19 protein-coding genes are annotated in these 21,665 nt (G+C 72.4%); 12 read left to right on the forward strand and 7 right to left on the reverse strand.

Annotation, left to right across the window (positions count from 1 at the left end; translation table 11 throughout):
• Window positions 1–85: 85 nt before the first annotated feature.
• From mihF to M8542_RS07425, 7 genes are all read left to right on the forward strand, one after another.
• The gene (gene mihF, locus M8542_RS07395) at window positions 86–403 is read left to right on the forward strand and encodes an integration host factor, actinobacterial type (protein ID WP_003096398.1); all 318 of its coding nucleotides are present in this window, start codon (window positions 86–88) and stop codon (window positions 401–403) included.
• Window positions 400–1,029, forward strand: coding sequence for a guanylate kinase (gmk, locus tag M8542_RS07400; protein WP_257919276.1), 630 nt, complete (start codon window positions 400–402; stop codon window positions 1,027–1,029). Before mihF ends, gmk begins: the two co-directional genes overlap by 4 nt.
• An 87-nt stretch (window positions 1,030–1,116) precedes the next feature.
• Window positions 1,117–1,389 carry a DNA-directed RNA polymerase subunit omega gene (gene rpoZ, locus M8542_RS07405; RefSeq protein ID WP_257919277.1) on the forward strand — a complete coding sequence of 91 codons (273 nt, stop codon included), beginning with the start codon at window positions 1,117–1,119 and terminating at the stop codon, window positions 1,387–1,389.
• Window positions 1,382–2,602 (forward strand): bifunctional phosphopantothenoylcysteine decarboxylase/phosphopantothenate--cysteine ligase CoaBC, encoded by a 1,221-nt coding sequence (gene coaBC, locus M8542_RS07410; RefSeq protein WP_257919278.1) that lies wholly within the window; start codon window positions 1,382–1,384, stop codon window positions 2,600–2,602. Before rpoZ ends, coaBC begins: the two co-directional genes overlap by 8 nt.
• Before the next feature lie 93 nt (window positions 2,603–2,695).
• Window positions 2,696–3,898: a methionine adenosyltransferase gene (gene metK / locus M8542_RS07415; RefSeq protein WP_257919714.1), complete on the forward strand. Its 1,203-nt coding sequence runs from the start codon at window positions 2,696–2,698 to the stop codon at window positions 3,896–3,898.
• Between the two features lie 90 nt (window positions 3,899–3,988).
• Window positions 3,989–6,094, forward strand: a complete 2,106-nt coding sequence (locus M8542_RS07420; protein WP_257919279.1) for a primosomal protein N' — start codon at window positions 3,989–3,991, stop codon at window positions 6,092–6,094.
• A gap of 88 nt (window positions 6,095–6,182) precedes the next feature.
• Window positions 6,183–7,862, forward strand: a complete 1,680-nt coding sequence (locus M8542_RS07425; RefSeq protein WP_257919280.1) for a DUF262 domain-containing protein — start codon at window positions 6,183–6,185, stop codon at window positions 7,860–7,862.
• A 41-nt stretch (window positions 7,863–7,903) separates the two neighbouring features.
• Here the strand turns inward: M8542_RS07425 and M8542_RS07430 are convergent, their stop codons facing one another.
• On the reverse strand, window positions 7,904–9,241 hold the full coding sequence (locus tag M8542_RS07430) for a PA0049 family protein (protein ID WP_257919281.1): 1,338 nt from the start codon (window positions 9,239–9,241) through the stop codon (window positions 7,904–7,906).
• 80 nt (window positions 9,242–9,321) lie between these two features.
• Entirely contained in the window at window positions 9,322–10,137 is an 816-nt protein-coding gene (locus M8542_RS07435; RefSeq protein WP_257919282.1) for a lysozyme, read from the reverse strand.
• A gap of 208 nt (window positions 10,138–10,345) precedes the next feature.
• Between M8542_RS07435 and ggt the strand changes: the two genes are divergently transcribed.
• Window positions 10,346–12,145 carry a gamma-glutamyltransferase gene (ggt, locus tag M8542_RS07440; protein WP_257919283.1) on the forward strand — a complete coding sequence of 600 codons (1,800 nt, stop codon included), beginning with the start codon at window positions 10,346–10,348 and terminating at the stop codon, window positions 12,143–12,145.
• A 103-nt stretch (window positions 12,146–12,248) separates the two neighbouring features.
• Here ggt and M8542_RS50290 read toward each other — a convergent pair whose 3' ends face one another.
• Window positions 12,249–12,881, reverse strand: coding sequence for a GNAT family N-acetyltransferase (locus M8542_RS50290; RefSeq protein ID WP_257919284.1), 633 nt, complete (start codon window positions 12,879–12,881; stop codon window positions 12,249–12,251).
• Window positions 12,882–13,300: 419 nt separating this feature from the next.
• On the opposite strand from M8542_RS50290, the gene fmt reads away from it, so the two are divergent.
• Genes fmt through M8542_RS07460 form a run of 3 tightly spaced genes read left to right on the forward strand, consistent with a single transcriptional unit; the run spans window position 13,301 to window position 16,145 of the window.
• Window positions 13,301–14,227, forward strand: a complete 927-nt coding sequence (fmt, locus tag M8542_RS07450) for a methionyl-tRNA formyltransferase (protein WP_257919285.1) — start codon at window positions 13,301–13,303, stop codon at window positions 14,225–14,227.
• Entirely contained in the window at window positions 14,224–15,648 is a 1,425-nt protein-coding gene (locus M8542_RS07455; protein ID WP_257919286.1) for an RsmB/NOP family class I SAM-dependent RNA methyltransferase, read from the forward strand. The genes fmt and M8542_RS07455 overlap by 4 nt, the downstream gene beginning before the upstream one ends.
• Window positions 15,645–16,145 carry a flavoprotein gene (locus M8542_RS07460; RefSeq protein ID WP_257919287.1) on the forward strand — a complete coding sequence of 167 codons (501 nt, stop codon included), beginning with the start codon at window positions 15,645–15,647 and terminating at the stop codon, window positions 16,143–16,145. Before M8542_RS07455 ends, M8542_RS07460 begins: the two co-directional genes overlap by 4 nt.
• Window positions 16,146–16,260: 115 nt before the next feature.
• On the opposite strand, the gene M8542_RS07465 is transcribed toward M8542_RS07460, so the two are convergent.
• The 4 genes from M8542_RS07465 to M8542_RS07480 all read right to left on the reverse strand — a co-directional run bounded on the left by M8542_RS07465 (window position 16,261) and on the right by M8542_RS07480 (window position 20,859).
• Window positions 16,261–17,349, reverse strand: a complete 1,089-nt coding sequence (locus M8542_RS07465) for a serine hydrolase domain-containing protein (protein WP_257919288.1) — start codon at window positions 17,347–17,349, stop codon at window positions 16,261–16,263.
• 103 nt (window positions 17,350–17,452) lie between these two features.
• Entirely contained in the window at window positions 17,453–18,847 is a 1,395-nt protein-coding gene (phoA, locus tag M8542_RS07470) for an alkaline phosphatase (protein WP_257919289.1), read from the reverse strand.
• A 156-nt stretch (window positions 18,848–19,003) separates the two neighbouring features.
• On the reverse strand, window positions 19,004–19,663 hold the full coding sequence (locus tag M8542_RS07475) for a response regulator transcription factor (protein WP_257919290.1): 660 nt from the start codon (window positions 19,661–19,663) through the stop codon (window positions 19,004–19,006).
• Window positions 19,660–20,859 (reverse strand): sensor histidine kinase, encoded by a 1,200-nt coding sequence (locus tag M8542_RS07480; protein WP_257919291.1) that lies wholly within the window; start codon window positions 20,857–20,859, stop codon window positions 19,660–19,662. The genes M8542_RS07475 and M8542_RS07480 overlap by 4 nt, the downstream gene beginning before the upstream one ends.
• A gap of 122 nt (window positions 20,860–20,981) precedes the next feature.
• Here M8542_RS07480 and rpe point away from each other — a divergent pair, with 122 nt between their 5' ends.
• Complete coding sequence (rpe, locus tag M8542_RS07485; RefSeq protein ID WP_257919715.1) at window positions 20,982–21,653, forward strand: ribulose-phosphate 3-epimerase; 672 nt, start codon at window positions 20,982–20,984, stop codon at window positions 21,651–21,653.
• Window positions 21,654–21,665: the final 12 nt, after the last annotated feature.

Consider the following 21,665-nt stretch of genomic DNA (forward strand, 5'->3'; position numbering starts at 1 on the left):
CCAGCCACCCCCGCATTGTGGCCGGTGCTCACGGGTGGGTACCGTCGCGTCACCCACCCAGATTTGAGAACTACCGGAGGAAAACGTGGCACTTCCCCAGCTGACAGAGGAACAGCGTGCTGCGGCGCTGGAGAAGGCCGCCGCCGCCCGCCGCATCCGTGCTGAGCTGAAGGAGCGGCTGAAGCGGGGCGGTACCACTCTGGTCGACGTGCTGAAGCAGGCCGAGGAGAACGAAGTCCTCGGCAAGATGAAGGTTTCGGCTCTGCTCGAGGCCCTCCCGGGCGTCGGCAAGGTCCGCGCGCAGCAGACCATGGAACGACTGGAGATCGCCCCCAGCCGTCGTCTCCGCGGCCTCGGCGACCGGCAGCGCAAGGCGCTGCTGGCCGAGTTCAGCGGCGAGTGAGCGGCGTCGGTCCGGACAACCCGGTGCGCCGGGGCGCCGACCGCGGCAGTGAGCCGGTGGCGGGGGACATCCCCCGGCACCGGCTCACGGTCGTATCGGGGCCTTCGGGGGTCGGGAAGTCGAGCGTGGTGGGCGAGCTGCGCAAGCTCGAGCCCGATGTCTGGTTCAGCGTCTCGGTGACCACCCGCGCCCCGCGGCCCGGTGAGGTCGACGGCGCGCACTACCACTTCGTCGATCGCGCCGAGTTCGACGCGATGGTCGCCGAGGGCCGGCTGCTGGAGTGGGCCGAGTTCGCCGGCAACCGCTACGGCACCCCCCGCGAGCCGGTCGAGAAGGCTCTCGCCGACGGACGCCCGGCGGTCCTGGAGATCGAGCTCCAGGGCGCGCGCCAGGTCCGCGCGGCCATGCCGGAGGCCCGGCTGGTGATGCTGATGCCGCCGTCGTGGGAGGAGCTGGTCGGCCGGCTCACCGGCCGCGGCACCGAGAGCGAGGCCGCGGTGCAGGCCCGGCTGGCCGAGGCGGAGCGCGAGCTGGCGGCCGCGGGCGAGTTCGACCACCGCCTCGTGAACGCCGACGTGCGGGAGGCCGCGGAGCACTTGCTAAACTTGTTAACTGATCAGCAGTGACATGCGGGGGTGCAACCCCCGCACCCCGCCCGAGGGGCTCCGCCCCCACGGACCCCCCACAGCCGTCAATGATTCGGAGCCGCACGCGTGACCACCCAGGTTTCGTCCCTGCACGAAGAGCTCGAGGGCATCACCAACCCGCCGATCGACGACCTGCTCGAAAAGGTCAGCTCGAAGTACGCGCTGGTGATCTACTCGGCCAAGCGTGCCCGCCAGATCAACGACTACTACGCCCAGCTGGGCGAGGGCCTGCTCGAGTACGTCGGCCCGCTCGTCGAGCCGGGCCCGCGCGAGAAGCCGCTCTCGATCGCGCTGCGCGAGATCCACGGCGGCCTGCTCGAGCACACCGAGGGTGAGTAAGCCCAAGGTAGTCCTGGGCGTGGGCGGCGGCATCGCCGCCTACAAGGCCTGTGAGGTGCTGCGCGGCCTGACCGAGTCCGGTCACGACGTCCGCGTGGTGCCCACCGAAGCCGCGCTGAACTTCGTCGGCGCGGCGACCTTCGAGGCGCTCTCGGGGCACCCGGTGCACACCGGCGTGTTCACCGAGGTGCCCGAGGTGCAGCACGTCCGCGTCGGCAAGGAAGCCGACCTGGTCCTGGTCGTCCCGGCCACGGCGAACCTGCTCGCCAAGGCCGCCCACGGCCTGGCCGACGACCTGCTCACGAACACCCTGCTCACCGCCCGGTGCCCGGTCGCCTTCTTCCCGGCGATGCACACCGAGATGTGGGAGCACCCCGCGACCCGCGCCAACGTGGCCCTGCTGCGCTCCCGTGGCGCGGTCGTCACCGAGCCCGACGCGGGCCGCCTCACCGGCGTCGACACCGGCAAGGGCCGCCTCGCGAACCCGGCCGAGATCGTCGACCTGGCGCGGCTGCTGCTGGCCCGCCCCGACGCCCTCCCGCGCGACCTCGAAGGCGTCCACGTGGTCGTCTCGGCCGGGGGCACGCGCGAGCCGCTCGACCCCGTCCGCTACCTCGGCAACCGCTCGTCCGGCAAGCAGGGCTACGCGCTGGCCCGCGTCGCCGCCCAGCGCGGCGCCGAGGTCACCCTGGTCACCGCGCACACGGTCGCCCTGCCCGACCCGGCAGGCGCCACCGTGCACCACGTGTCGACGGCCGAAGAGCTGCGGCAGGCCGTGCACGCGGCGTCCCAGAGCGCGGACGTCGTCGTGATGGCCGCCGCCGTCGCCGATTTCCGGCCGGCCAACCGCGCCGACCACAAGATCAAGAAGTCCGACGACCAGCCGGACCCGGTGATCACCCTCGACCGCAACGCCGACATCCTGGCCGAGCTGGTGCGCAACCGGCGGGCCGGGCAGGTCGTCGTCGGGTTCGCCGCGGAGACCGGTGACGAGCACGGGAGCGTCCTCGACCACGCCCGCGTGAAGCTCAAGCGCAAGGGCGCGGACCTGCTGATGGTCAACGCGGTCGGCGACGGCAAGGCATTCGGCACCGAGGACAATTCGGGCTGGCTGCTCGGTTCCGACGGCACGGAAATCCCCATCCCCTTGAGTGCGAAGGCTGAACTGGCGTCCACGTTGTGGGACGCTGTTGTGAGCTTCATGAAGCGTTGACCGCCCGTAGAGCGATAGTCAGTACGCTTGCACTAATAAGGGGTGCCTAACTTTCGGGGCATCCGACGTCAAGGTGAGGAAGTGACGGCCACTGTGACCGCGTCTAGCAGCAGATTGTTCACCTCGGAGTCGGTGACCGAAGGACACCCCGACAAGATTTGCGACGCCATCAGCGACTCGATCCTCGACGGCCTGCTGTCGAAGGACCCGCGCAGCCGCGTCGCCGTCGAGACCCTGATCACCACCGGCCAGGTGCACGTGGCCGGCGAGGTGACCACGGAGGCCTACGCGGACATCCCCACCATCGTCCGCGACGTCATCCTCAGGATCGGTTACGACTCCTCCGCCAAGGGCTTCGACGGGAACTCGTGCGGCGTCAACGTCGCGATCGGCTCCCAGTCGCCGGACATCGCCCAGGGCGTCGACACCGCGTACGAGTCGCGCGTCGAGTCGGACGAAGACGAGATCAACCGCCAGGGCGCCGGCGACCAGGGCCTGATGTTCGGCTACGCCTGCTCGGACACCCCCGAGCTGATGCCGCTGCCGATCGCGCTGGCCCACCGCCTGTCCAAGCGGCTGACCGCGGTCCGCAAGGACGGCGTGCTGCCGTACCTGCGCCCGGACGGCAAGACCCAGGTGACCATCGAGTACGCCGGTGACCAGCCGGTGCGCCTCGACACCGTGGTCGTCTCGACCCAGCACGCCGACGGCATCGACCTCGACCGCATGCTCGGCGTCGACGTCAAGGAACACGTCGTGGCCCCGGAGCTCGCGGACCTCGGCATCGACACCTCCGGCGCGCGGCTGCTGGTCAACCCGACCGGCCGGTTCGTCATCGGCGGGCCGATGGGCGACGCCGGCCTGACCGGCCGCAAGATCATCGTCGACACCTACGGCGGCATGGCCCGCCACGGCGGCGGCGCGTTCTCCGGCAAGGACCCGTCCAAGGTCGACCGTTCCGCGGCGTACGCGATGCGCTGGGTGGCCAAGAACGTCGTCGCCGCGGGCCTGGCCCAGCGGACCGAGGTCCAGGTCGCGTACGCGATCGGCAAGGCGGCCCCGGTCGGCCTGTTCGTCGAGACGTTCGGCACCGAGACGGTCGACCCGTCGAAGATCCAGCAGGCCATCACCGAGGTCTTCGACCTCCGGCCGGCGGCGATCATCCGCGACCTCGACCTGCTGCGCCCGATCTACGCCCCGACGGCGGCGTACGGCCACTTCGGCCGGCCCGAGCTCGACCTCCCGTGGGAGAGCACGGCCCGCGCGGCGGCCCTGAAGGCCGCTGCGGGCGCCTGACGCACGATCCGGTGAAGGCCACCCCGCGGACGTCGCGGGGTGGCCTTCCTCGTGTCCGGGGTGTCGGTGGGGTCTGGTAGAGATCACGGCGTGAGTAGCTCCGAGCCCGCCGCCCTCTGGGACCTCCCGGAGGAGCCGCCTTCGCCGAAGGCGGCGCCCTCGCGCGCCCGGAAACCGGCGAAACCGGCGAAGCCGGGCGCGAAGGCCAAGGGCACGCAGTCGCCGGCGGCCGAGCGGCCGGTCGCGCGGATCGTCGTCGACATCCCCCTGGCGCACCTGGACCGCACGTTCGACTACCTCGTGCCGGAGAAGCTGCACGAGACCGCCGTGCCGGGCTGCCGGGTGCGCGTCCGGTTCGCCGGGCAGCTCGTCGACGGCTACCTGATCGAGCGCGGCGAGACCAGCGACTACGGCAGCAAGCTGGCGTTCCTCGACCGCGTCACCTCGCCGGAGCCGGTGCTGCCGCCGTCGTTGCACGCGGTCTGCCGGGCGGTCGCGGACCGCTACGGCGGCACGTTGTCCGACGTCCTGCGGCTCGCGCTCCCACCCCGCCACGCGAAGGCCGAGGGCGAGCCGCCTTCGGCGCCGGCGGCCGCTCCCGCCGCGCCGGACACCACGGCCTGGGCGCGCTACCAGCGTGGCCCGGCGTTCCTGGAGGCGCTGGGGGAGGGGAAGCCCGCGAACGCCGTCTGGCAGGCCCTGCCGGGCGAGGACTGGCCGCGCCGGCTGGCCGAGGCGGCCGGCTCGGTGGCGGCCGCGGGGCGGGGCGCGGTGCTGGTGGTGCCGGACCACCGCGACCTGACCCGGGTGCACGAGGCGTGCGCGGCGGTCGTCGGCGAGGAGGCCGTGGTGGCGCTGATCGCCGGCCTCGGTCCGGCCGAGCGGTACCGGCGCTGGCTGGCGGTGCTGCGCGGGGCGGTGCGGGTGGTGGTCGGCACGCGCGCGGCGATGTTCGCGCCGGTCCACGACCCGGGCCTGTTCGTGGTCTGGGACGACGGCGACGACCTGCACCTCGACCAGCACGCGCCGTACCCGCACGTCCGGGACGTGCTGATGGACCGCGCGCACGCCGCGAAGGCGTCGCTGCTGGTCGGCGGCTTCGCCCGGACGGCCGAGGCCCAGCTGCTGGTCGAGTCCGGCTGGGCGGCGCCGGTCCTGGCCGACCGCACGGTGCTGCGGTCTTCGGCCCCGCGCGTCACGCCGGTGGGCGAGGACTTCGACGTCGCCCGCGATGAGGCGGCCCGCGTCGCCCGGCTGCCGGCGGTGGCGTTCGAAGCCGCGCGGCAGGCGTTCGCGGCGGGCCACCCGGCGCTGGTCCAGGTGCCCCGGCGCGGCTACGTGCCGGGCCTGGCCTGCGGCAACTGCCGCACGCCGGCGCACTGCCGGCGCTGCGCGGGCCCGCTGGCGCTGCCGGGCGGCTCGATCGACGGGCAGCCGAAACCCCCGGCGTGCCGCTGGTGCGGCGTCCCGGAAACGGCGTTCCGCTGCACGGCGTGCGGCTCGGTGCGGCTGCGCGCGGTGATCGTGGGCGCGAAGCGGACGGCGGAGGAGCTGGGCCGCGCGTTCCCGGGCATCCCGGTCCGCACGTCCGGGGCGGCGGAGGTGCTGTCGTCGGTCCCGGGCACCCCGGCGCTGGTCGTCTGCACACCGGGGGCCGAGCCGGTGGCCGAGGGCGGTTACGGCGCGGCGCTGCTGCTGGACGGCTGGGCGCTGCTGGGCCGCCAGGACCTGCGGGCGGCGGAGGAGACGTTGCGTCGCTGGATGGCGGCGGCGGCGCTGGTCCGCCCCGGCTCGTCCGGCGGCCGGGTGATCGTGGGCGCCGAGGCGGGCCTCCCGGTGGTCCAGGCCCTGGTCCGCTGGGACCCGGCCTGGCACGCGGCGCAGGAGCTGGGGGAGCGCCAGGAGCTGGGCTTCCCCCCGGCGATGCGCATGGCGAGCGTGGAGGGCACCCCGGACGCGGTGGCCGCCTTCCTCGACGACCTCCCGCTGCCGGAGTCGGGCGAGGTGCTGGGCCCGGTCCCACTGGGCGAAATCGACGAAGACGGCAACGCGGCGCGCGAGCGGGCTTTGGTCCGCGTGTCCCGTTCCGAGGGCAAGGCCCTGGCCTCGACGATCCACGCGGCAGCAGCCCGCCGAGACGCGCGAAAGGCCACGGAACCGATCCGCATCCAGGTGGACCCGCTGGACCTCATCTGACCGAGTGCGACCCGGTTCTGGTGTAACACGCGAACAGTCCGCTACGACTGGGCTGTAGCCGTGGTGGAAGAGCTGAGCGGATTGGTGAATGAAGAAGCTTGAAGCACATGAGGTGCCCCTGTCCAAGGTGTTTTCAAGCGACTACGAGTTCGTGATACCGGATTACCAGCGCCCTTACACCTGGGGACCCGAGCAGGCCACCCAGTTGCTCGAAGACCTCTACGAGGCGATGGCCCGAGATCCAGGCGACCCGTATTTCCTGGGTTCCGTCGTGTTGGTCAAGGAAACTGACAGCCCGCTTTCGCAGGTGATCGACGGGCAGCAACGGTTGACGACGCTGACGATCTTGTTGTCGGTGCTCAGAGAGCTTTCCACACGCCCGGAAGATGCCGCCAACCTCGACAAGCTGATCTGGGAACCAGGCGACACGATCCAAGAGCTCGCGTCCCGGCCACGGGTGCGGCTTCGCCCGCGAGACGAGGACTTCTTCCGCAAGTACGTTCAGGACCGGGGCGGGCTCGAGGTGCTCGAGGCCGGCGCCGCCCCGGAGAACGACGCGCAAGAGCGCATCGCCGCCAACGTGACCGTGTTGCGCAAGAAGCTCGCCGAACGGTCGGCGGCCGAGCGGCTGGCACTGGCCAAGACCATCGTGCAGCGGACGTTCCTCGTCGTCGTGAGCACCTTGGACCTCACCAGCGCCTACCGGATCTTCTCGGTCATGAATTCCCGTGGTGTGGAGTTGTCGCCCGCGGACATCTTCAAGTCGAAGGTCATCGGTGCGCTGCCGGATGACCTGAAGGAGAAGTACGCTGGCAAGTGGGAAGACCTGGAGGCCGACCTCGGGAGAGAAGGGTTCTCCGATCTCTTCTCGCACATCCGGATGGTCTACATGAAGGTCCGGGCTCGCGAACAGTTGTTGCTGGAGTTCGAGAGTCACGTCCTCAGCAGCTTCCTGCCCGCCCACGCGGCCGACTTCGTGGACGAGGTGCTGGAGCCGTACGGACGGGCGTACCGTGACATCGTCACTTGCGACTACCAGCCGGTCACGGACGCGACGGAAATCAATCAGTGGTTGCGCCGCCTGCACCGCCTCGACAATTTCGATTGGCAGGCCCCGGCGCTCTGGGCTCTCACCCATCACGCGTTCGACCGGGACTGGCTGATCGCGTTCCTGGGCAAGCTCGATCGGCTGGGCGCCTGGATGCTGGTACGCCGGTACAACACGCATGGTCGTGGGCAGCGGATCGGGCAGCTCCTCCGCGAGCTCGACTCTGGCCAAGGACTCGACTCGCCCGCCCTCGAACTGACGGCGGATGAACAGGTGGAGATGATCGACCGGCTCAGCGGCGAGATCTACGCCCAAACCACGGTCCGGAAGTACGTCTTGATCAGGCTCAACGAGCTCCTCTCCGACCCGCCTGTCTTCGAGCACCCGCCGAAGATCATCACCGTCGAGCACGTGCTGCCCCAGAACCCGAAACTCGACAGTGAGTGGCGGCGGCTGTTCACCCCGGAGGAACGGACTCACTGGATACACCGGCTGGCGAACCTTGTCCTGCTCAGCCGCACCAAGAACTCCGAGGCGCAGAACTACGACTTCGTCATCAAGAAATCCCGGTACTTCACCTCCAGATCAGGCGTGTCGAACTTCGCGCTCACGACGCAGGTCTTGGCCACGGCCGGGTGGACGCCCGAGGTGCTGGAGCAGCGCCAGCACGCACTCGTCGGCCTCCTGGCCCAGGCTTGGTCGCTGTCGTACGAGGCCTGACGTGCTCTCGCGCGGCTACCTCGGGACGAGATGACCCGGAATCAACGGGTGAACACCGTACCGGGCACCGATTCCACTGCCGCGCGCGGCGATTCCGTCGAACGCGGCGCCGCAGCCGGGCTGGAAACGCTCGCCGCCGCCGATGTCAAACCGAGCACCTGCGTCACGATCGCCTGCCGACGCGCTTCGAACGCCGGGTCCGTCAGGCCGGTCGGCTGGCCCAGCACCGGCGTGTGCAGGTGCCCGCCCGCCACCGACGTCAGGCCCAGCCCGACCCGGACCCGGTTGCTCCGGAACATCGACTCGTTGGACAGGTAGTTCCCGCCCCCGCCGGACGCCGCGATCTCGCCGGGCGCCGGGGCGTCCGAACGGCACACCGGCGTCCCCGTGCCCGGGTGCGCCGGATCCGGCCAGACGCAGAAAGCCTGGTTGAAGTTCACCGGGTAGGCGCCGGTCACCCCGAGCATCCGCGCGTACGGCAGCGTCGTCTCGATGAACTGGACGTCCGGCTGCGGCCAGCCCGCCGCGGGCGGGACACCGCCGGTGACGGACACGTTGTTGTTGTCCGGGAAGCCGCCTCGCCAGGCGCCCGCCCAGCGTTCGACGTCGAAGCGGCCCGGGCGGCCCTGGCTGATCGTCATCAGCACGTCCGGCCGGCGCGCGCGGTCGCGCAACGCCGTGCCGTACGCCGATTCCACGATGCCCTCGTCGAAGTAGCCCCACACCACCGGGAAGCTCACCGCCTGCACCACCGCCGGCCCGGACGGCGTGTCGAGGACGCGCCCGTCCAGCTGCAGCGCCGACGCCCCGGCCGGGTTCGAGATGGTGATCCCCGGGCCGTCCAGCTGGAACGGATCGAACCCGCTCACCATCAGCCGACGCGTCTTGCCGAGCGGGAACCCGGCGTCGTCGAGGCCGCGCGAGCCGCGGTCGAACGCCTTCAGCAGCGCGGCCCGGTCCGGTGAGAACGACGGCGTCCACTGCCGGATCGCGCTGCTGAGCTGCAGCCGCGCCCAGTACAGCGGCCGGTCGTCGAAGCGGTCGAGCGTCCCGAGATCCGGACGGCGGCCCTGCGCGCGGTCGACCGCCGTGCGCCACAGCCGGTCACCGGCCCGCGTGACGACGCGCTCGGCCCGGCGCGGGGTGCGTGCCGCGCAGAGGTCGTGCTTCACCTCGGCGACGAGCGGGTCGAGCCCGGCCAGCCGCACCAGCTCCGGTCCGACGGCGGGCCCGCCGGCGGGCAGGGTCGCGGTCAGCCGCTGTTCTTCGACGGTCAGCGGCGCGGTCGTGCCGAAGCAGCCGGACGCGGCGGTGGCCGTGCCGGGAAGGGCGACGAGCGGGACGACGGCGAGCAGGGGGAGCAGGGCGGTCAGGCGCACGGGTTTCCCTCCACGGCGTGGGTGACGCGGCCGAGTCTTCCGCCGACCGCGCCACCCGCGTAACCCGCGTAAGTCGGGGATCAGCCGGTCGCGAGGACCTTCAGGCGCGAGATGTCCGCGCTGAACTGGTCCTGGTCGATCGGCGAGGAGCTGTACTGCCAGAACGTGTAGAAGCCCCAGTGGTACGGCAGCGTGCCGGCCGACGACGCGTAGCGCGCCACCCACAGCGGGTTCGTCGAGCTGAAGTCACCCGTGTTGCCCGTGCACTGGCTCCACCAGCTCGTCGCCGTGTAGATCACCGGCCAGCGGGTCGTCTTCGCGTGGTACTCGTCGCTGAACGCCTTGATCCACGCCACCATCTGCGCCGGCGTCTTGCCGTAGCAGGCGTTGTTCGGGCCCCACTCGATGTCCAGCGTGCCCGGCAGCGTCTTGCCGTCCTTCGACCAGCCGCCGCCGTGGGCGACGAAGTAGTCCGCCTGGGCCGCGCCGCCCGAGGTGTCCGGGCGGCCGTAGTGGTACGCGCCGCGGATCATGCCGACGTTGTACGAACCCGTGTACTGCTGGCTGAAATAGGCGTTCTGGTAGCCGGTGCCCTCGGTCGCCTTGACGTAGGCGAACTTCTTGCCCGCGCTCCAGTACGACGCCCAGTTGACGTTGCCCTGGTAGGAGCTGACGTCGATGCCGGGGACGCTCGCGTCCACCGACGCCGGCGCGAGCCCGGCCGGCGCGACCCCGTCGTGGGCGCGGATGGACGCCCCCATCTCGTGGTTGTTCGAGGCGTCCTGCTGGGGGAGCGGTGGCGACGCCTCGGCGCCGGTGGCGGTCACGACCAGCAGGGCGGTCGAGACCGCGAGTGCGGCGCCGAGCAGGCGGCGCCACTGTCGTGGTGCAGTCATCTTCGGTTGTTTCCTTCCGGTTGCCCTCGCGATGTGCGCGGTGTGCAGGCCGCGCCGCATGATTCTGTTACGTCGAGTACGGCAACGTCACTGCTCCATGTGATTTAATTTCAGCTACCCCTGAACCTGGTTAATCATTGACAAAGCGGGCGAACCGGAACCCATTGGCGTCTTGAAGCGGCCTGGTCGGAGGGGCAGACTCGCCCGCATGCCGTCGCACAGATGCCGCCGCACCCTCGCCATCGCCGCCACCGCCGCGCTCGTCACCACCGTCGCGGCCGGACCCGCCACCGCCGCCACACCCACGCCCAAGTCGCCGGTCGCCGTCGGGTTCGGGGGCGCCGTGGCCAGCATCGACGCCGACGCCACCGCGATCGGCACCAAGGTCCTGCGCGACGGCGGCAACGCCGTCGACGCGGCCGTGGCGGTCGCCGCGGCGCTCGGCGTCACCGACCCGTTCTCCGCCGGCGTCGGCGGCGGCGGGTTCTTCGTCTACTACGACGCGAGGACCCACCGCGTGCACACCCTCGACGGCCGCGAGACGGCGCCGAAGGCCGCCGACGCGAACCTCTTCGTCGAAAACGGCAAGCCGCTGGCGTTCAACGACGCCGTCACGAGCGGGCTCAGCGTCGGCGTCCCGGGCACGCCCGCGACGTGGTCCGAGGCCCTGCGCAAGTGGGGGACGCGCTCGCTGGCGAAGTCCCTCAAGCCCGCGGAAGACCTGGCGCGCAAGGGGTTCGTCGTCGACTCGACGTTCCAGACGCAGATCGCGAACAACGCCGCGCGCTTCGCCGCGTTCCCGTCGACGCGGTCGCTGTACCTGCCGAACGGCGCGCCGCCGTCGCCCGGGACGGTCTTCCGCAACCCCGACCTCGCCGCGACGTACGCGCAGCTCGAACGCCACGGCGTCGACGCGCTGTACCGGGGCCCGATCGGCGCCGACATCGCGAAGACGGTCCAGCAGCCGCCGAAGGACCCGGCTTCGACGCTCAACGTGCGGCCCGGCAAGCTCGGCACCTCGGACCTGGCCGCCTACCGCGCGATCGAGCGCGACCCGACCCACGCGCGGTACGAGGGCCTCGACGTCTACGGCATGCCGGCGCCGTCGTCGGGCGGGCTGACGGTCGGTGAGGCGCTCAACATCCTCGAGAACTTCGACCTGAAGCACGCGAGCCAGGCCGACTACCTGCAGTACTTCCTGGAGTCGACGCGGTTCGCCTTCGCCGACCGCAACCGCTGGATCGGCGACCCGACGGTGATCGACGTGCCAGCTCGCGAGCTGCTGAGCCAGCGCTTCGCCGACTCGCGGGCGTGCCTGATCTCGAAGGACAAGGCCGCGACCAGCCCGGTCGCCCCGGCTGACCCGCGCCACCCGGCGCCGTGCGCGGCGGGCACGACGGCCGCTCCGACGCCGTACGAGGGCGAGAACACCACGCACCTGACGGTGGCCGACAAGTGGGGCAACGTCGTCGCCTACACGCTGACGATCGAGCAGGAAGGCGGCAGCGGCATCGTCGTGCCGGGCCGCGGGTTCCTGCTCAACAACGAGCTGACCGACTTCTCGTTCACGCCGGTGACGCCGGGCGTGCCCGACCCGAACCTGCCGGGCCCCGGCAAGCGCCCGCGCTCGTCGATGGCGCCGACGATCGTGCTGGACCACGGCCGCCCGTTCTTCGCGACGGGCTCCCCGGGCGGCGCGTCGATCATCACGACGGTGCTGCAGGTCCTGCTGGGCCGGATCGACCGCGGGCTGTCGCTGGAGAACGCGATCGCGGCGCCGCGGGCGTCCCAGCGGAACTCGGCGGCGGCGCAGGTGGAGCAGGAGTTCCTGGACCAGCCGGAGACGGCGACGCTGAAGGCCCGCGGCCAGGGCTTCTCGACCGCGCCGGCGGAGATCGGCGCGGCGACGGGAGTGGAGCGCCTGCGCGACGGCCGCTGGCTGGCGGCGGCCGAACCGGTCCGGCGTGGTCAGGGCGCGGCGCAGGTGGTGTGGCCGGTCCACTGGTAGGCACGGGCTTCAAGCGCCCCAATGTGGCCTTCGGTGCGTCTGACGCACCGAAGGCCACATTGGGTGCGTCAGACGCAACCAAGGCCACATTGGGGCGCTTGGGTCAGGCCTCCAGTGCCCAGCGGATGTAACGCGTCTTGGGCGCGAACCCGGCCTTCTCGAACACCCCGGGAGCCCCGGACGGGCTCGCCGAGTCCACGACCAGGCTCGCCCGGTCGTACCCCTGCTCCGCCGCGGCCCGCAGCGCGTGCGCCAGCAGCGCCCCGGCCACCCCGCGCCGCCGGTGCCCGGGCAGCGTCCCGACGATCATGAAGTGCGCGTCGCGAACTCCGGTGGCCTCGGTGTCGGCGTCCCAGGACATCGTCACCAGCAGGCCCGCCGGCGCCCCGTCCGCGTCGCGGGACAGGAAGCTGACCTCCGGCCGGAACGTCTGGTTGACGATCTTGTTCCGCCACTGGTCCGCGGGCATCGGCGCCGCGCCCCAGCAGTCCTCGAACGCCGCGTTGCGGACGCGCCGGAAGTCTTCGTCGGTCCGCTCCGACCATGGCTCGATCCGCGCGGCCACGAACGGAACGTTCCCGAGCGGGTGCTCCATGCGGTGGAAGTACCGGACGGGCGCGAAGCCCCGGGACGCCATCAGCTCGGCCAGGCCGGCGATGTGCCCGGGCCGGTGGACGTCGACCACGAGCTTCGCGCTCGGGTGGTGGTGGGCGTGCAGCACCTTCGCCGCGGCCACCCCAGCGTCGACGAGCCGGGTGCCGAGCCCGCGGCGGCGGTGGGCCGGGTGGACCCCGCCGTCGAGGAAGACGCGGTTCAGCTCGTTGGCGAACGACCCGGATCGGCTCGAGATAGCCGATCATCGGGCCGCGTTCGGCGCGGGCAAAGCCGAGGTGGGGCAGATCCACGCCTCGCAACCCTGCGGCCGGCCTCGCCCCAACGCGGCCCCCACCCTCTCTGGGGGGCGTCCCCAGTCCAGCGTATCGGGGGTGGCTGACGAAAAGCCGGGAATCAGCCCGGTCAGGGCGTGGTTTCCACATCACGGTGAGGCTGTGGACAACCATGCCTGAGCTGGGCGCGCCCCGGCCAACGGGGCCTTCTAGACTCGGGCCCGATGTTCCAGCCACCTGAAACCCCGCTCCCGCCGGGGGCAGTCCGATGAAGCTCGTCTTCGCCGGCACCCCCGAGCCGGCCGTTCCCGCGCTGCGCGCCCTGCTCGACTCCGGCCGCCACGAGGTCGTCGCCGTCGTCACCCGGCCCGACGCCCAGGCCGGCCGCGGCCGCCGCGTCGTCCGCTCGCCGGTCGGCGCGCTCGCCGACTCCCACGGCATCGAGGTCCTGACACCGGCGCGTGCCGGTGACCCGGCCTTCCTCGCGCGCCTCACCGAGCTCGCGCCGGACGCCTGCCCCGTCGTCGCCTACGGCGCGCTGCTGCCGCAGGCCGCCCTCGACATCCCGCGCCTCGGCTGGGTGAACCTGCACTTCTCGCTGCTGCCCGCGTGGCGCGGCGCGGCGCCGGTGCAGGCCGCGATCCGCGCCGGCGACGAGATCACCGGCGCGTCGACGTTCCGGATCGTCAAGGAGCTCGACGCGGGCCCGGTGTTCGGCGTCGTCACCGAGACGATCGGGGCCACCGACACCGCCGGCGGCCTGCTCGGGCGGCTCGCCGAGTCCGGGGCCAAGCTGCTGCTGTCCACCATGGACGGTCTGGCCGACGGCAGCCTCGTCGCGCGCGAACAGCCCGCCGAGGGGCTGAGCTACGCGCCGAAGGTGACGGTCGAGGACGCGCGCGTGTCCTTCGCCGACCCGGCGGCGGCGGTCGACCGGCAGATCCGGTCGGTCAGCCCCGACCCGGGCGCGTGGGCGGAGTTCCGCGGGGAACGGCTGAAGCTCGGCCCGGTCACGGTGCTCGACGAACCCGGCCCGCCGCCGGGCGAGATCGTGGTCGAACGCAAGCGGGTGCTGGTCGGGACGGCGACGAAGCCGTTGCGGCTCGGCGAGGTCCAGGCACCCGGCAAGAAACGGATGGCGGCCACCGACTGGGCTCGCGGATCACGGATCGAGCAGGGAGAACGCCTCCGGTGAACGACCACAGGGAACGACGCCCGTCCCGGCCGCAGCGCGGCCGCCCGGCCCCGCGCAAGGAGGGCCCGCGCCGCCCGCCGGAGGTGGACCCGGCCCGGCAGGCCGCGTTCGACGTCCTGGCGGCCGTGCGCACGAAGGACGCCTACGCGAACCTCGTCCTGCCGGACCTGCTGCGCGAGCGCCGGATCACCGGCCGCGACGCGGCGCTGGCCACCGAGCTCACGTACGGCACGTCACGCGCGCAGGGCCTGCTCGACGCGATCATCGAGTCGTGCGCCGAGCGGCCACTGTCCAAGACGGACCCCGCGGTGCTCGACGCGCTGCGCGTCGGCGTCTACCAGCTGCTGCGCACGCGCATCCCGGAGCATGCCGCCGTGACGTCCACTGTGGACCTCGTGCGGGCCGAAGCCGGCTCGTGGGCCACGGGTTTCGCGAACGCGATCATGCGCAAGGTGTCCGAAAAGGACGAAGCGGCCTGGCTCGACGAGCTGGCCCCGGACGACGCCGCCGACCCGATCGGCGCGTACGCGCTGCGCACCGCGCACCCGCGCTGGATCGCCCGTTCGTTCGCCGAAGCGCTGGGGGACAAGGGCGCCGGGCTCAAGGCGGCCCTGGAGGCCGACGACGCGCGGCCCGAGGTGCACCTGGTCGCCCGCCCGGGCGAGATCAGCGCCGACGAGCTGGCCGCGATCACCGGCGGCGACCCGGCGCCGTACTCGCCCTACGGCGTCCGGCTGCCCGCGGGCGCCGGCGACCCGGCCGACGTCGAGCCGGTCCGCGAGCGGCTGGCCGCGGTGCAGGACGAGGGCAGCCAGCTCTGCGCGATCGCCGCGACGAAGGTGCCCGTCGAGGGCACGGACGAGCGCTGGCTCGACCTCTGCGCCGGACCCGGCGGCAAGGCCGCGCTGCTCGGCGCGCTGGCCGCGCTCAGCGGGGCGACCGTGGACGCCGTCGAGAAGGCGCCGCACCGCGCGAACCTCGTCGAGAAGGCCACCGGCGGCCTGCCCGTGAAGGTGCACGTGGCCGACGGCCGGGAAAGCGGCCTGGAGCCGGGCTACGACCGGATCCTCGTCGACGCGCCGTGCAGCGGGCTCGGCGCACTGCGGCGACGGCCGGAGGCGCGCTGGCGCCGTCAGCCGTCCGACGTCGCGGACCTGACGAAGCTGCAGGGCGAGCTGCTCACCGCGGCTTACGCGCTGCTGCGGCCGGGCGGCGCGCTCACCTACGTCGTCTGCTCGCCGCACCTGGCCGAGACCGAGGGCGTCTTCGGCGAGACGGCGCGGCGGCTGAAGGCGGAGGTGCTGGACGCGCGCGAGCTGTTCCCGGGCGTGCCGGAGCTCGGCGACGGGCCGTACGTGCAGCTGTGGCCGCACCGCCACGGCACGGACGCGATGTTCTGCGCCGTGCTGCGCAAACCGTGACGGACCTCGGGCTGATCGCCAGCTCGTGCGGCGGACTGGACGTCCGGTTCGCCGCCGAGCTGGCGCACCCCGCCGCCGAGCGCGGCTGGCGCCCGGCGATCACGCTGACGCCGACGGCGCGCCGGTGGCTGGAGTCGACGGGCGGTCTCGCCGAAGTGGCGGCGTGCACGGACCTGCCGGTCCGCAGCGTGTCCCGGCTGCCGGGCGAGCCCCGGCCGCACCCGGACCCGGCGGTGTTCCTCTTCGCACCGGCGTCGGCGAACTCGGTGGCGAAGCTGGCGCTGGGCATCGCGGACAACCAGGCACTGACGGTGCTCGGCGACGTGCTCGGCGCGCCGGGGATCACGATCGTGGTGGCGTACCAGATCCAGGACACGCGGGTGCACCACCCGGCGTGGCAGCGCCACCTCGACACGCTCGCGGGCGCCGGGGTGACGCTGCACCGGCTGGATTTCCGGCGGTCGTGGACCGAGGTGCTCGACCTGCTGCCGGAGTGAGCGCTTCGGTGAACCCCGGCGCGGGGGCGCCCCCCGTTTTCCACTTTACCGTGGGGCACCGACAATTCCGGCCGAAGCCGCCTCGGCCTCGGCCGGAGCCGTGCCGCGAACGGCGCTACGAACACACCGCCGTGTCCGTAGCGGCCAGCAGGTGCCGGTTCGCCTCCCCGGGCGCCGGATCCTGGTTGAACACCACCGTCACCCGCCGCCCGTCCGGACCCACCCCGGCCAGGTTCGTGAACCCGATGATCCCGCCTTCGTGCCCCCAGAACAGCCCGCACGACATCGGAATGCTCCCCAGCCCCAGGCCGTACCGCGCCCCCGGGATACCCAGCTCGTCCGCCGGCGCCGTCCGCTGCATCTCCGCCAGCTGAGCCGGCCGCAGCAGCCGGCCGCCGAGCAGGGCGCCGTAAAACCGGTCGAGGTCGACCGGAGTCGACACGAGCCCGCCCGACGCCCCGGCGATCGTGGCGTCGAAGTCGCTGAAGTCGACCAGCTTCCCGCCGATCGCCGTATACCCGACCGCGTGCGGGGACGGCAGCTTTTCGTCACCGCGACGGGGAAGGTACGTGTCCCGCAGGCCCAACGGCCCGGTGATCCGGCGGGCGATCTCGGCGGACAGGGGATGTCCGGTCACCTGAGAGACGATCATCCCGGCCACGATGTAGTTCGTGTTCGAGTACGACCAGCCCGTGCCCGGCTCGAACAGCGCCGGGTGCCGCAGCGCCAGCGCCACCAGCTCCTCCGGCGAAGCGCCCCGGTGCCGCAACGATTCCGGGTCGTCCAGGGCGAGATCGCGCAGGTAGTCGTACAGACCGCTCGTGTGCTGCAGCAGCTGCCGCACCGTGATTCGGCGATCAGGCAGCAGCCCTGGCAAGTACCGCTCGACCGGCGCGTCCAGCTTCACCCGGCCCTCGCCGACCAGCTGCAGCACGACCGTCGCGACGAACGTCTTGGTGACGCTGCCCGCCCGGAAGGAACCGTTGCGTGGGAACTGCTGCCCGGTGGTGCCGTTGCTGCGCACCACCCGGGTGCGGCCGTGGTCTTGGATGACCGCTTCGGCGGCCGGGACGCCGTCCTGCGTGGTCAGCACGTCGAGATCGTGCTGCACCGGGTCCACGGCGGCGAGCGCCGGGGCCGCCGTGGTGGCCGCCATCAGCGCCACGAGTGTGCCGGCGGCGACGATCCGCGATGACTTCCGCATGAAGAAACCCCCTGGTGTCTCGGTGTTCCCCACGCTAGGGAGCCGGGACGCCAGGGGGCATGGGGCAGGCCGCCGGATCCCTCCGGGGGCCTGCCCCACCACGTCAGCGGAGCTTGAGCGCTCGCTTCAGGGTGCCGAACAGGTCGGTCTGGTTGGTCAGGCCGACGATGTTCGCCGCCTGCGGGCCCATGGCCGCGATGCGCACCTGGGTGCCGGTGTGCGACTGGGAGCCGCCGGTCTCCGCGGTGCCGTAGGCGATCGTCATGTTCGCGCCCTCGTTGGTGACCAGGGTGGCGGTCAGGCCCGGGGTCGCCGTCGGCTCGACGATCTGGCTGCTGTGGCCGTGGTCGGCGGTCACCAGCACCAGGGTGTCGGGGTGGCTGCGGGCGAACGCCGTGCCCGCCGCGATCGCACTGTCGAAGTCGATCGTCTCGCCGATCTGGCCGCACGGGTCGGCCGCGTGGTCCTGCTTGTCGATGCTGGCGCCCTCGACCTGGAGGAAGAAGCCCTTGTCCGCGCGACGGTCGTCGAGCAGCTCCAGCGCCTTGCGGGTCTGGTCGGCGAGCTTCGGCTGGGTCTTCGGCAGGTTCGCGTTCGTGGCGCAGCGGGTCGGCGCGGTGCCGCCGTGGACCGCGGCCGGGCCGGTCCAGTTCACCGGCATGTTGTTCTTGGCGAACAGGCCGAGGACCGGCTTGCCCTTCTTCGCCGCCGCGAGGTCCGCCGCGGTGTTGACGACTGTGTAGCCGGCCGCCTTGGCCTGGTCCAGGACGGTCTTGCCCTTGAACTTGCCCGCGGTCACCTTCTGGTCGAAGTACGCCGCGCCGCCGCCCAGCAGGACGTCGGGGCGGGTCTGCACCAGCTGTTCGGAGATCGAGCCGAGGCCGCCGTTCTCCTTGGCGTTCTTCGCGCACTTGGCGGTCGTCTCGACCGGGCCCTTGCAGTCGCGGCTGACGACGTGCGAGCCGAGCACGGCCGGGGTCGCGTCCTGGACCTCGGCGGTGGTGACGTCCCCGGTGCGCAGGCCGCTCCGCTTGGCCAGCTCGAGGATCGTCGGGACGTCGTTGCCGTAGGCGTCGACGGAGATGGCGCCGTTGTAGGTCTTGGTGCCGGTGGCCCAGCCGGTGCCGGACGCGGCCGAGTCGGTCACGTAGTTCGGCTTGCCCGGGTTGTTCTGCTCGACGGCGTAGGTGGTGTAGTCGCCGGTCAGCGGCAGCTCGTCCATCGCGAGCCGGCCGGCCGCGCCGCGCTCGTAGTTGCGGGCGGAAGTGATCTCCGACTGGCCCATGCCGTCGCCGATGAAGAGGATCACGTTGCGGGCGTGACCACCCTGGATCGCCGAGCGGACGTCGTTGGTGCGGTCACCGGTGCCCGCCGACGAACGAGCGTCGGCGTTCTCGGAGCCGTTGGTGGCCAGGGCGACCGGGGCGGCGGCGACCAGGGCGGCGCCCAGCGCGCCCGCGACCAGCCACCGGCGCCGGCCGGCGAACAGCGAAGCCATGTTTCTCCTCAGTGGGGGACTTCGGGGTATTCAGCCCGGATTTCGGACACGGGCCATTAGTCCTCTTGCATGTGTGCCACGGAGGGACTGAAGGTGACGCCCGGGTGTCCGCTGACCGAACTCATGACTTCCCGCGGGTGACCGGGAGCACGTCGGTTATTGACCGGCGAGGTGCCCGGGTGCGACGACGCCCGATTCGTACGCTATGACCACTGCCTGGCTGCGGTTGGCGGCGCCGAGCTTGCCGAAGATGTTGCCCACGTGGGTCTTCACGGTCTCCAGGCTGATCACCAGCTCGGCCGCGATGTCCTGGTTGGACAGTCCGCGCGCGACCAGCCGGAGCACCTCGGCTTCGCGCCGGGTGAGCGTTTTCGCGGCCCGTGCGAACCGCCCGCCCGGCGGCCGGGTGGTCACCAGGCGCCGGATCGCCTCGGGGAACAGCAGCGACTCGCCCGCGGCGACGGTCCGCACGGCGTGCGCGAACTCCTCCTTGCGCGCCCGCTTCAGCAGGAACCCGCTGGCCCCGGCCAGCAGCGCCTCGTGCACGTAGTCGTCGTTGTCGAACGTCGTGACGACCAGGACCTTCGGCGGCTCGGCGAGCTCCGCCAGCAGGCGCCGGGTGGCCTCGATGCCGTCCGTGCCGGGCATCCGGACGTCCATCAGCACGACGTCCGGCCGGCTTCGCCGCACCTCGGGCAGCACCTCGGCGCCGTCGGCCGCCTCGCCGACCACGGTCAGGCCCTGGGCCTCCAGCAGCGCCCGCAGCCCGGTGCGGACCAGCGGCTCGTCGTCGGCGAGCAGCACGGTCGGGGTCATGCGCCGGCCCGCAGCGGGATGGTCGCGCGCAGCCGCCACCGCCCGTCGTCCGGGCCCGCGGCCAGCTCGCCGCGCAACGCTTCGACGCGTTCGGCGAGCCCGGTCAGCCCCCGCCGCCCGGGTCGCGGATCCTCGGTGGCCAGCGCGTTCTCGACGGCGATCGCGAGGTGGTCGGGCCCGGCGGTGACCCGGATGTCCACCGCGCCCGGCCCGGCGTGGCGCAACGCGTTGGTGAGGCCCTCCTGGACGATCCGGTAACCCTCGCGCGACACCGCCGCGGGCAGCGTGGCGACCGGCCCGGTGACGCTGAGCCGGACGTCCAGCCCGGCTTCGCGGGCGCGGACGGCCAGGACGTCCACCTCGGTCAGCGTCCGCGTCGGCTCCTTCGCGGCCGGCTCCTCACGCAGCAGGCCGAGCACGTGGTCGAGGTCTTCGAGGGCGCTGCGCGAGGCTTCTTCGATCGTGCCGAGCGCGCGCCGGGCCTGGGCCGGGTCGGCCTCGACCAGCTCCGCCGCGGCGGCCGCCTGGATGGTCGACGTCGTCAGCGTGTGCCCGATCGAGTCGTGCAGCTCGCGGGCCAGCCGGTTGCGCTGGGCGAGCAGCGCCGCCCGGCGTTCGGCCAGCGCCGCGCGTTCGGCGTCGGACGGGCCGAGCAGCGTCACCGCGCCGGCCCGGAAGCCGCGGGTGGCGGCCGCGGTCAGCACGAGTGCCGCGGCGAGCAGCACGAGCGCGAACGGGAGCGTCCACGCCCCGAGCGGGACGTGGTCCCAGAAGAGGCTGATCTGGTCCTGGCCGCCGGTCAGCCACACCGCGGGCACCAGCAGGCCGAGCCCGAGGAACGCGAGCACGATGAGCAGGACGCCGCTGGCCGCGGTGTGCAGGGCCAGCCACAGGCCCGACCGCAGCCGCGAGGCGCCGTCCGGGCGGCCGGACGGCGCCGGGATCCCGGCGCCGAGCAGGGTGTTCGCCAGGCCGATGCCGACTCGCCGGACCGGTCCCAGCAGGCCCAGCAGCCCCATCAACACCGCCAGCGCGAGCAGGGCGAGCAGCGCCCGCACACGGGATTCGGCCTCGACGGAGACCGCCGCGGCGAGTGCGAAGGGGGACACCGGCACCGTGAGAACGGCGCTCGCGACGGCGAAGGGCAGGCTGCGGTAGCTGCCGATCCGCGCCAGGGACAGGAGGAAACCGGGCATGGCGGCGAGCGTAGGGCGGCCGGTGTGGCCATCGCCTCCCTCTGCGGAGCCAGATCCTGGTCACAACCGGTTAGTGAGCGTTAGCACGGTCCTCCTACACTCAGGTGGTGGCAGACCGACCCCTGATCGCCCCCAGCATCCTGTCCGCGGACTTCGCCCGGCTCGGCGAAGAGATCGCGGCCGTCGCCGGTGAGGGGGAAAACCGCGCCGACTGGGTGCACGTCGACGTCATGGACGCGCACTTCGTGCCCAACCTGACCCTCGGCCTGCCCGTCGTCAAGGCGTTGCTCAAGAGCACCGACGTGCCGATCGACTGCCACCTGATGATCGAGGACCCGGACCGCTGGGCGATCGGCTACGCCGAGGCCGGCGCCTACAACGTCACGGTGCACGCCGAGGCCGCCAAGGACCCGGTCGCGCTGGCGAAGAACCTGCGCGCCGCCGGGGCGAAGGCCGGGCTGTCGATCAAGCCGGGCACCGCGCTCGAGCCGTGGCTCGACGCGCTCAAGCACTACGACACGCTGCTGGTCATGTCGGTCGAGCCGGGCTTCGGCGGGCAGTCGTTCATCGCCGACGTCCTGGCGAAGGTGCGCGCCGCACGCCGGCTGGTCGACACCGGGCACCTCAAGCTGGTCGTCGAGATCGACGGCGGGATCAACACCGACACCATCGAGCAGGCCGCCGAGGCGGGCGTCGACTGCTTCGTGGCCGGGTCCGCCGTCTACGGCGCCGCCGATCCGGGCAAAGCGGTCGCCGCGCTGCGCGAACAGGCGGCACGCGGCCGGGCCGGCTGATCCGCAGCGGCA

It is taken from the genome of Amycolatopsis iheyensis, from assembly GCF_024703995.1.
In the GTDB taxonomy this organism is placed as follows: Bacteria; Actinomycetota; Actinomycetes; order Mycobacteriales; family Pseudonocardiaceae; genus Amycolatopsis; species Amycolatopsis iheyensis.

Bases quoted from the DNA above. Each gene is read 5' to 3' on its own strand.
- M8542_RS07425 (WP_257919280.1), top strand. From the start codon at position 6,183: ATGAAGAAGCTTGAAGCACATGAGGTGCCCCTGTCCAAGGTGTTTTCA.
- M8542_RS07435 (WP_257919282.1), bottom strand. From the start codon at position 10,137: ATGACTGCACCACGACAGTGGCGCCGCCTGCTCGGCGCCGCACTCGCG.
- ggt (WP_257919283.1), top strand. From the start codon at position 10,346: ATGCCGTCGCACAGATGCCGCCGCACCCTCGCCATCGCCGCCACCGCC.
- fmt (WP_257919285.1), top strand. From the start codon at position 13,301: ATGAAGCTCGTCTTCGCCGGCACCCCCGAGCCGGCCGTTCCCGCGCTG.
- M8542_RS07465 (WP_257919288.1), bottom strand. From the start codon at position 17,349: ATGCGGAAGTCATCGCGGATCGTCGCCGCCGGCACACTCGTGGCGCTG.
- phoA (WP_257919289.1), bottom strand. From the start codon at position 18,847: ATGGCTTCGCTGTTCGCCGGCCGGCGCCGGTGGCTGGTCGCGGGCGCG.
- M8542_RS07475 (WP_257919290.1), bottom strand. From the start codon at position 19,663: ATGACCCCGACCGTGCTGCTCGCCGACGACGAGCCGCTGGTCCGCACC.
- M8542_RS07480 (WP_257919291.1), bottom strand. From the start codon at position 20,859: ATGCCCGGTTTCCTCCTGTCCCTGGCGCGGATCGGCAGCTACCGCAGC.